9 protein-coding genes are annotated in these 7,405 nt (G+C 68.3%); 4 read left to right on the forward strand and 5 right to left on the reverse strand.

What is annotated here, in order from left to right; all coding sequences use genetic code 11:
* The first annotated feature begins 135 nt into the window (after positions 1-135).
* Entirely contained in the window at positions 136-1,425 is a 1,290-nt protein-coding gene (locus ACVWWH_RS19125; RefSeq protein WP_066496054.1) for a DUF2235 domain-containing protein, read from the forward strand.
* Positions 1,426-1,603: 178 nt separating this feature from the next.
* Here the strand turns inward: ACVWWH_RS19125 and ACVWWH_RS19130 are convergent, their stop codons facing one another.
* The gene (locus ACVWWH_RS19130; protein WP_066496052.1) at positions 1,604-1,807 is read right to left on the reverse strand and encodes a cold-shock protein; all 204 of its coding nucleotides are present in this window, start codon (positions 1,805-1,807) and stop codon (positions 1,604-1,606) included.
* A 602-nt stretch (positions 1,808-2,409) separates the two neighbouring features.
* Here ACVWWH_RS19130 and ACVWWH_RS19135 point away from each other — a divergent pair.
* Together ACVWWH_RS19135 and ACVWWH_RS19140 are read left to right on the forward strand one after the other, a co-directional pair.
* Positions 2,410-2,706 (forward strand): DUF4193 family protein, encoded by a 297-nt coding sequence (locus ACVWWH_RS19135; protein WP_066496050.1) that lies wholly within the window; start codon positions 2,410-2,412, stop codon positions 2,704-2,706.
* 575 nt (positions 2,707-3,281) lie between these two features.
* Positions 3,282-4,100 carry a sulfurtransferase gene (locus tag ACVWWH_RS19140; protein ID WP_457317660.1) on the forward strand — a complete coding sequence of 273 codons (819 nt, stop codon included), beginning with the start codon at positions 3,282-3,284 and terminating at the stop codon, positions 4,098-4,100.
* A gap of 82 nt (positions 4,101-4,182) precedes the next feature.
* Here the strand turns inward: ACVWWH_RS19140 and ACVWWH_RS19145 are convergent, their stop codons facing one another.
* From ACVWWH_RS19145 to ACVWWH_RS19160, 4 genes are all read right to left on the reverse strand, one after another.
* Positions 4,183-4,458 (reverse strand): hypothetical protein, encoded by a 276-nt coding sequence (locus ACVWWH_RS19145; RefSeq protein ID WP_457317661.1) that lies wholly within the window; start codon positions 4,456-4,458, stop codon positions 4,183-4,185.
* A 324-nt stretch (positions 4,459-4,782) separates the two neighbouring features.
* On the reverse strand, positions 4,783-4,965 hold the full coding sequence (locus ACVWWH_RS19150; protein ID WP_457317662.1) for a hypothetical protein: 183 nt from the start codon (positions 4,963-4,965) through the stop codon (positions 4,783-4,785).
* A 275-nt stretch (positions 4,966-5,240) separates the two neighbouring features.
* The gene (locus ACVWWH_RS19155; protein WP_457317663.1) at positions 5,241-5,870 is read right to left on the reverse strand and encodes an RES family NAD+ phosphorylase; all 630 of its coding nucleotides are present in this window, start codon (positions 5,868-5,870) and stop codon (positions 5,241-5,243) included.
* A complete protein-coding gene (locus ACVWWH_RS19160) occupies positions 5,870-6,475 on the reverse strand; it encodes a helix-turn-helix domain-containing protein (RefSeq protein WP_457317664.1) in 606 nt (201 codons plus the stop codon). The genes ACVWWH_RS19155 and ACVWWH_RS19160 overlap by 1 nt, the downstream gene beginning before the upstream one ends.
* A 96-nt stretch (positions 6,476-6,571) precedes the next feature.
* Between ACVWWH_RS19160 and ACVWWH_RS19165 the strand changes: the two genes are divergently transcribed.
* On the forward strand, positions 6,572-7,396 hold the full coding sequence (locus ACVWWH_RS19165) for a tRNA(His) guanylyltransferase Thg1 family protein (protein WP_457317665.1): 825 nt from the start codon (positions 6,572-6,574) through the stop codon (positions 7,394-7,396).
* The last annotated feature ends 9 nt before the right edge of the window (positions 7,397-7,405 follow it).

Genomic DNA, 7,405 nt, shown 5'->3' on the forward strand with positions numbered 1-7,405 from the left:
CCTCGGCCCGCACGAGAAGCACGCCATCCAGAATCGGCCCTTGGCCTCTCGCAAACTACACCGCAACGGCGCATGGTCTTCACATGCGGTGTCGCTGCCGTGGGCCGCGTGGTGAAGCCGGGACGAGGAGAGGCCATGGAGAAGAAGCGGAAGAAGATCATCGTCTGCTGTGACGGGACGTGGGACCGACGGGACCAGACCACCGATGGGGTCCCATGCCCGTCCAACGTGGTCAAGCTCTATAACGCGTTGGCACCTCAGGACCTCGACGGATTGGAGCAGAAGAAGTTCTACATCGAGGGGGTAGGGACCGGCCGATGGGACCACCTCTGGGGCGGAGCCTTTGGGTTCGGCCTCTCGAAGAACGTCCGCGAGGCCTACCGCGACATTGCCAAGAGCTACAAGCCGGGCGATGAGATCATCCTGATCGGCTTCAGCCGCGGCGCCTTCACTGCCCGCAGCACGGCGGGCTTCATCCGCAACTGCGGACTCCTCAAGCCGGAGAACCTGAAGATGCTGAACCAGGCCTACGCCTTCTACAAGGACCGGGGCCCCGCGACGAAGCCGAGTTCCCCGGCAGCCGTGGACTTCAGGCGGAAGCATCACTGCTACGAGCCCGACATCCGCTGCATCGCGGTCTGGGACACAGTCGGAGCCCTCGGGATACCCATCAACGGGCTCCGCTGGGTCAATGTGTTCAACCGACAGTGGCGGTTCCACGACACAGACCTCTCGACGAAGGTCAAGTTCGCGTTCCAGGCCCTCGCCATCGACGAGAGACGCAACTCCTTCGAGCCGTCGGTGTGGACGCAGCAGGCACACGCCTCCGAGCAGACGCTGGAGCAGATGTGGTTCTCCGGAAGCCATGGTGACGTTGGGGGCGGGAATCGTGACAACTCCTTGGCCGACGTCGCGCTCATGTGGATCGTGGAGCGGCTCACGACCAACTGCCACGTCGCTTTCTCGGATGACGGGTTCTCGATGCCCCCGGCCAAGTACCTCACTCGCCCCAACCCCCTGGCGCAGCTCACTGCGTCGTGGACGGGAGGGTGGCGCGTCCTGCGGCCCTATTCGAGGACGCTCCTGAGCAGCGACAGCGAATGGATTGCCTCCACCGCCAAGTACCGATACAAGAAGGATGACAACTACAGCCCGGCCAACCTGATCCCCCACCTCGACAACAAGGAGCGATTCGTCCGCATCGAGCCTAGGCGCACGGCAACAGCGGAGCCGCCGAAGACCGAGATCTCTCAGCCCCTCGTCGACACGGATCAGGTGGACGCAGCCGGGATCCTGAAGGCCGCCATGTCGAACGGGCCCCGGGCGACACGACCACGGGCGGCCACCTCAGCACATCCGATGCCTGGGCACCGGCGGCCGCCCGACTGGCACCCGAGACGGCCTGGTAGATCTCCTCGCGCGTGACGGCGACGGGCCGGGGACGGCGCGAGCCGGGCGTTGCTCTGGACCGGTGACCGCCAGGCCCAGCTGGAGGCGGCCACCCACGGCCGTGGGGTCGGCAGCCACCACTGGCCCCAGCAGGGCAGCGAAAGAGGGGGAGGTCGCCCTCGGGCGGTCTCCCCCTCTCCTGTGGGTCGTGGGGTCAGATGGGGCGGATCTGCTGGGCCTGCGGGCCCTTCTGCCCCTGCCCGACCTCGTACTCGACCTTCTGCCCTTCCTCGAGCGAGCGATACCCGCGGGCGTCGATCTGCGAGTAGTGCGCGAAGACGTCCGCCGAGCCGTCGTCGGGTTCGATGAACCCGAAGCCCTTCTCGGCGTTGAACCACTTCACGGTGCCTGTTGCCATCGGTGCTGCCTTCCTGCGGACGGTGCCGTGGCCGCACTCCGGCCGGGTCCCGCGCCGTCCATGCGAACAATCCTATGTGCGCCAGGCCACGTGCAGGAGGAGTCGGTCAGGAGTCTTCACCTGGCCGCAGCGCAGACCGGATTTTCCTCCATGTGTTCGACAGTTTGGGTATGGCCACTGGTAATGAAGCTCATCTGTTTGATCAAGGTGGACGGTCCGTACCCAGCGACAATGCGCCCAAGGGTCACCAAACCCATGTGACGCAGCAGAATCTGGCGGTTCTTCCGCCCCGTAATCGCGAGCCTGACGGCCCTGGTACCGCTTCTGCCAGCGCGCCTAGATTGGCGTGATCGAGCAGTTAGCTCGGCCACGACCGAGGTTCACGTGAGTGCCAACGAAAGTAGAGTTCTTGAGACGCCACCACCGGGGCGCACCCCTTGGTCAGGCTGGGCCTTGGGCGCGCAGCGCAGGCCCATCGGAGGGCTGGGAGCCTGATGACGAACCTCACGCTCCGCCAAGGACGTTTGGCCCCATGGCGGCGACGCCGGGCGGTGTACCGTTGCTTCCTCGCACCCTCGCCGACAGACAGGAAGACCAGCCAAGTGGCCACCGATTACGACGCGCTGCGCACGGACGTCAAGGAATCCCAGGACGACTCGCTCGAGGCCCTGAAGTCGGCCAGTGCGCCCGACCCGCGGTCCGTGGTGCGCGAACTCGACGTCGACGACAGCGGCGAGAGCGCCGAGCTGCCCGGTGAGTTCGTCAACGGCGAGCTCGAAGTCCAGCTCATCCCCCAGGGCGCCGACGAGTTCGTCTGCCAGTCCTGCTTCCTGGTCCGCCACCGGTCGCAGAAGGTCGTGCGGGGCGGGGTCGAGTACTGCCGCGACTGCGAGGGCTGAGCCCGCGGGTCCTGCTCACCTACAGGTCTAGGGCAGTGGCTTTCGCCCGCCGATTATGCCGCTGTCCAAGAGGTTGAGCAGGAACCGGCAGGGCCACGGCTCGCCGCACTGGCTGCAAGGGTCGCCGATGAGGGGTCCATTGGGGCTGTGGGCGTGCAGGGCTGGCTCCCAGGTGTCCACGTTGAACCGCTGCCTGGTCGTTCCACGGGCCTTGGTGTCAGCGACCCGGCGGACGATGTCCTCATACACCCGGCCTATCGGGTTCATGAGCGGTCGCAGCAGCCATTGGGTCCTCCCCATGGGTTTCCGTTTGAGTGACCGCGGTTCTCCTGCACCACCAGCGATAGCCGAGAGGCTATCTCTCGCATGCTACCTGTCGGGGGGCCTTGGCTCCGCCGCTCTGCTGCCCCGCCCGGGGCCCGGATAGGCAGTGCGGGCAGAAGGGCCAGACTAGCGGTCCTGGGGGCAGCCGAGAACACCGGCGGTACATCTCATCATTCGAGACAATCTGTCTTGAATCTTGGACCCTCGGCCTATCGTTGGGCATGGACTTGGCCCAGGAAATCCGTGAACCCATGCGTCCCTTCGTGGACTCGAGCTGGCTTGAGGCACATCGGGAAGAGGTGGTCGTCGCCGATGCCCGCTGGTATCTGGACGGTTCCTCGGGCCGGGCGGCGTACGACCGGGGGCACATACCGGGCGCCGTCTTCGTCGACCTCGACGCCTGGCTGTCCGGAGAAGCCGGGCCGAGCGGGCTGAACCCGCTGCCTGATCCCGAGGTGTTCGCCCAGGGAATGTCCTCCCTTGGCATCGGTGACCACTCGACCGTCGTCGCCTACGACGATGCCGGGGGCGTGATCGCGGCGCGGCTGGTGTGGATGCTGCGCGTGCTGGGAAAGCGGGCAGCGCTGCTCGACGGAGGAATCGGGGCATGGCCCGGCCCGCTGGACAAGGAGCCCGCGCCTTCTGCCGCCGCGGGCTTCACGGCAGCCCCTTGGCCCGAGGAGCACCTCGTGACGGGCGATGACCTCCAGGAGTGGGAGGGATTCATCGTCGATGCCCGGAACGCTGACCGCTTCGACGGAAGTCTCCAGCTGCCAACCGATCCTCAGCCCGGGCACATCCCCGGTGCCGTGAACGTCCCGTGCCGTGAGAACCTCGACCCCAATGGGCGGTTGCGGGCGCCGGCCGCAGTGCGCGAGGCATTCGCGCGGGCCGGGGTGCGCGACGGCTCCACGGTCGTCTCGTATTGCGGATCCGGGGTCACGGCCTGCCACAACCTCCTAACCCTCGAGCATGCCGAACTGGGTCAGGGGCGCCTCTACGTCGGCGGCTGGTCCGAATATGCGGCCGCCCCCGGGCGTACAGCAGAGAGAGGCCCCATGCCTCGGTGACTCGTGGCAGTCGACGGCAGCAGGAACAGCGGGCCTCCGGCAACCTTGCCGAAGTCCTTTCGGGCTCACCCGATGTGCGGCCTTAGTTGGACCAGTCCCGGCCGAGGAGCCCCTGCAGGGCCAGGGCGCGCGGCGCGCTGAGCCTCCCGCGCCGGTCCGCCGCCCGCTGGGCGTCCAGCCAGGCGCCCAGCCTCGATTCGGCAAGGTCGAAGGCGGAGGCCTCCGGCGTCCGGCTCCGTTCCCGCATGAAGGCCGTGAGCTCGTTCACCACCGTGAAGAAGTCGTCATAGTCCTTCTGCCGAAGCCCCGGCAGTCCGCTTGCCTCCCGCGCAGACCGTGTCCGCAGATCGTTGTACATGGTGCCCCCCAATCGGTCGAACGTTGGTCCGGAAACCACAGCACCCGCTTGGCTCGAGGAGGTGCGAAGGGCCCGGACACGGCGACGATAACGGCGTCGTAACGGGCCGGACAAGGGACTTCAGACGCCCCTCGAATGGACCTCCGCGGCCTTGTCAAACGCCCGCTGCGCCGCAGCGGCCGTGATTGCACCGTCGATCGCCGGTGGACGGACCCGGCCGGGCAGCCGTTGTGACATCTCTTTGCAGGAAATTGTCGAGTCCTTGGAGAAACCCTCGGGTCCCGGCCCCCAGGCCAGGAATCGGATACGGGAAGCCCTGACGTCTCAGTCCAAGCGCACTGCCTCGATGACGTCCTCGGCGCGGAGCTCGTGCACAGTGGCCTGCCAGTGGGCGGCCTTGCCGTACCAGGACAGGTCGAAGATGGTCTCCCAGGTCGCCTCGAGCTCGACGCGCAGCTCCGCCGGCCACCGGGCGAGGTCGTAGTGGTCGAGGCCGGCGGCGTCCACCCGGGCGCAGAAGTCGTCCTGCAGCGCATCGATCCTGGCATCGGCCGCCGCCGTGTCCTCGCCGGGGAAAGGTCCCGGTAGCAGAGGGAGGCGTTGAGCACGGAGTGCCAGTCGCCGTAGTGCGAGAGCAGCACCCGCTCCCGCGGGATCCGGCAGGTCAGGAGCACCTGCCCGTCGTAGCCATGGAGGTGGTCGAGGAGCCCGGCGCGGGGGACCTTCACCCACAGCCACACCGCGCCCGCACCCACGGTGGGGAGGCGCCGGCGGCGTTGCTGCTACGCGATGGCGTTGGTCGTGTACCCGACCCGCCCGGCAGCGGCGACGACGTCCCTCAGGATCGCCGGCGAGTTCAGCGGCATCGTGAACTCCGGGGAACCGGGCATCGGGCCGTTGTTCCAGAACGCTGTCACCCGGTGGCCTCCGGCCACCGCGGAGGGCGCCACGACTCCGTCCAGGTCGGGCCACGCCGTGTGGATGGCCCTGGCCCACGCTCGCGTCCGGTCCTTCTGCTGGAGGGCGACCTGCGCCGAGGCCCCGGCCCGAGTCAGCCACAGCCCCGTCAGGTCGGCCAGGACTGCGTCGCGGGCCGTCGCGAAGGCGGTCACGTACGGGGCGCCGTGGTCGACGTCCACGAACCTGGTCTCCTGGAACACCTCGGCAAGGCAGGTGAGGACGTCATCCCCGAGGTATGCGGCGCCCAGCGGCGCGTGGTCGTCCTCCGGAAGGGGGTGCGGGTCCCAGCGGCTGCCCGGGACTGGGCCCCAGGTTCTGACCCTGTTCCACGGGATGACGTAAGGGCCTGCGGTGAAGTGGATGCGCCACAGGATCGTCCCGGCAGGCAGCGCGAGGGTCTCGGGCCCGATCCTGCGCAGCTCGTCTGCGTCCGGCGGGTACTGGTCTGCCATCAGTAGGCGGAGCCGAGACCGGAGGCCAGGGCGACGGCGGCCTCGGCGGAACCGCCGGACTCGAGCCATTCCTTCGGGGACACGGCCTCGTCGCGGAGCCGGAGGTCCGGCTGGGGCGTTAGGAAGAACCCCTCGACGGCCTGGGGGTGCAGCCCCTCGGGCAGTGCCCGCAGCACTGCCTCGAGATGGGGTATCTGGCCGCCGGCGGCGGTGAATTGCCATTCGGGGAAGGCGATCCGCCCGCGGACGAGGAACGAGTAGAGCTTCTGTGCCGCGCGGTAGTGCCGGACTGTGGAGGCCGAGACGCGCAGCCAGGCCGCGACCTCTTCCGCGGTGAAAACTGAGGTCTCCGAGAGTAGCCGGGCTGCGGCGTTCTTCGCAGATGCGGCCGCTCGATCGCGTTCCGAGGCTGCGATACCCGAGTGCGCCTCCCAGAACTCCCTGTCCCTGCTCGGGAGGTCCACGCCGCTGTCGTCGCGCGTGAGCTCGTCGAGGGCCGCAACGAGATCCTCTTCGGCGAAGCCGCGGTCTGCTGCCTCGAACCACTCGTGGACGCTCGAAGCGTGCTCTGCCCGCGTGCGCCCCTTCCGGGTCTTCAGATCCATGGCAGCCTCCTCTCCCACAGTCTATGCCATCGCTCCCGATTGTGTGAGGGCCGTCGCGGTGGAGCAGGGCCCGCGGGTCCGCACACATGGGGCCCCATGACCACGTACGTCGCCGGCGAGGCCGCCGCAGCCCACTTCAAGCGCGCCGAGCACGCCCACCGCACCCAACTGCCCCGCGGCTCCTACGCGGTCGTCCGTGTCGACGGGAAGGGCTTCTCCAAGTACACCCGGAAACTCGTGCGCCCGTTCGATCCGAAGTTCTCCGCGGACATGCAGGCCACCGCCCTGTTCCTCGCCGCCCAGGTCCAGGGCGCCGTCGCCGCGTACACGCAGTCCGACGAGATCAGCGTCCTGCTCTCCGCCCCGACCACGTCCGAGTCCGAGGTGTGGTTCGGCGGCCAGGTGCAGAAGATCGTCTCCATCACCGCCGCCCTCGCCACCGCCAAGTTCAACGCGCTCCGCCCCGCGCACGGCCTGGCCGTGTTCGACGCCCGCACCCACCCCCTCGACGGCGAGGAGGAGGTGGACGGGTACCTGCGGTGGCGGCAGGAGGACGCGATGAAGAACAGCGTCGGCATGCTCGCCTCCCACCACTTCTCCCACCGCCAGCTCCTGGGCGTCTCCGTCGCCCGGCGCAAGCGCATGCTGCTCGAGGAGGACGGCGTCTCCTGGGAGGAGCTGCCCCAGCACCTGCGCCAGGGCACCCACATCCGCCGCGGGCACCACACCGAGACGGTCACGTACCGGCACGGCCGCACCGGCGAGGAGCAACCGTTGAGGTCGAGCGCCGCGAATGGGCCGCCGCCCGGCGCCCCTGTTCGACGACTGGGCCTCCCTCGGCCTCATCTGAACCATCGGCGGTGCAGGGCGCAGTTCATCTGGGGGCCATGTGGGGTTCATCACGCCCGCCTAGCCTGTTGAGCTCATCGT

The sequence above is a fragment of the Sinomonas sp. RB5 genome (assembly GCF_054063535.1).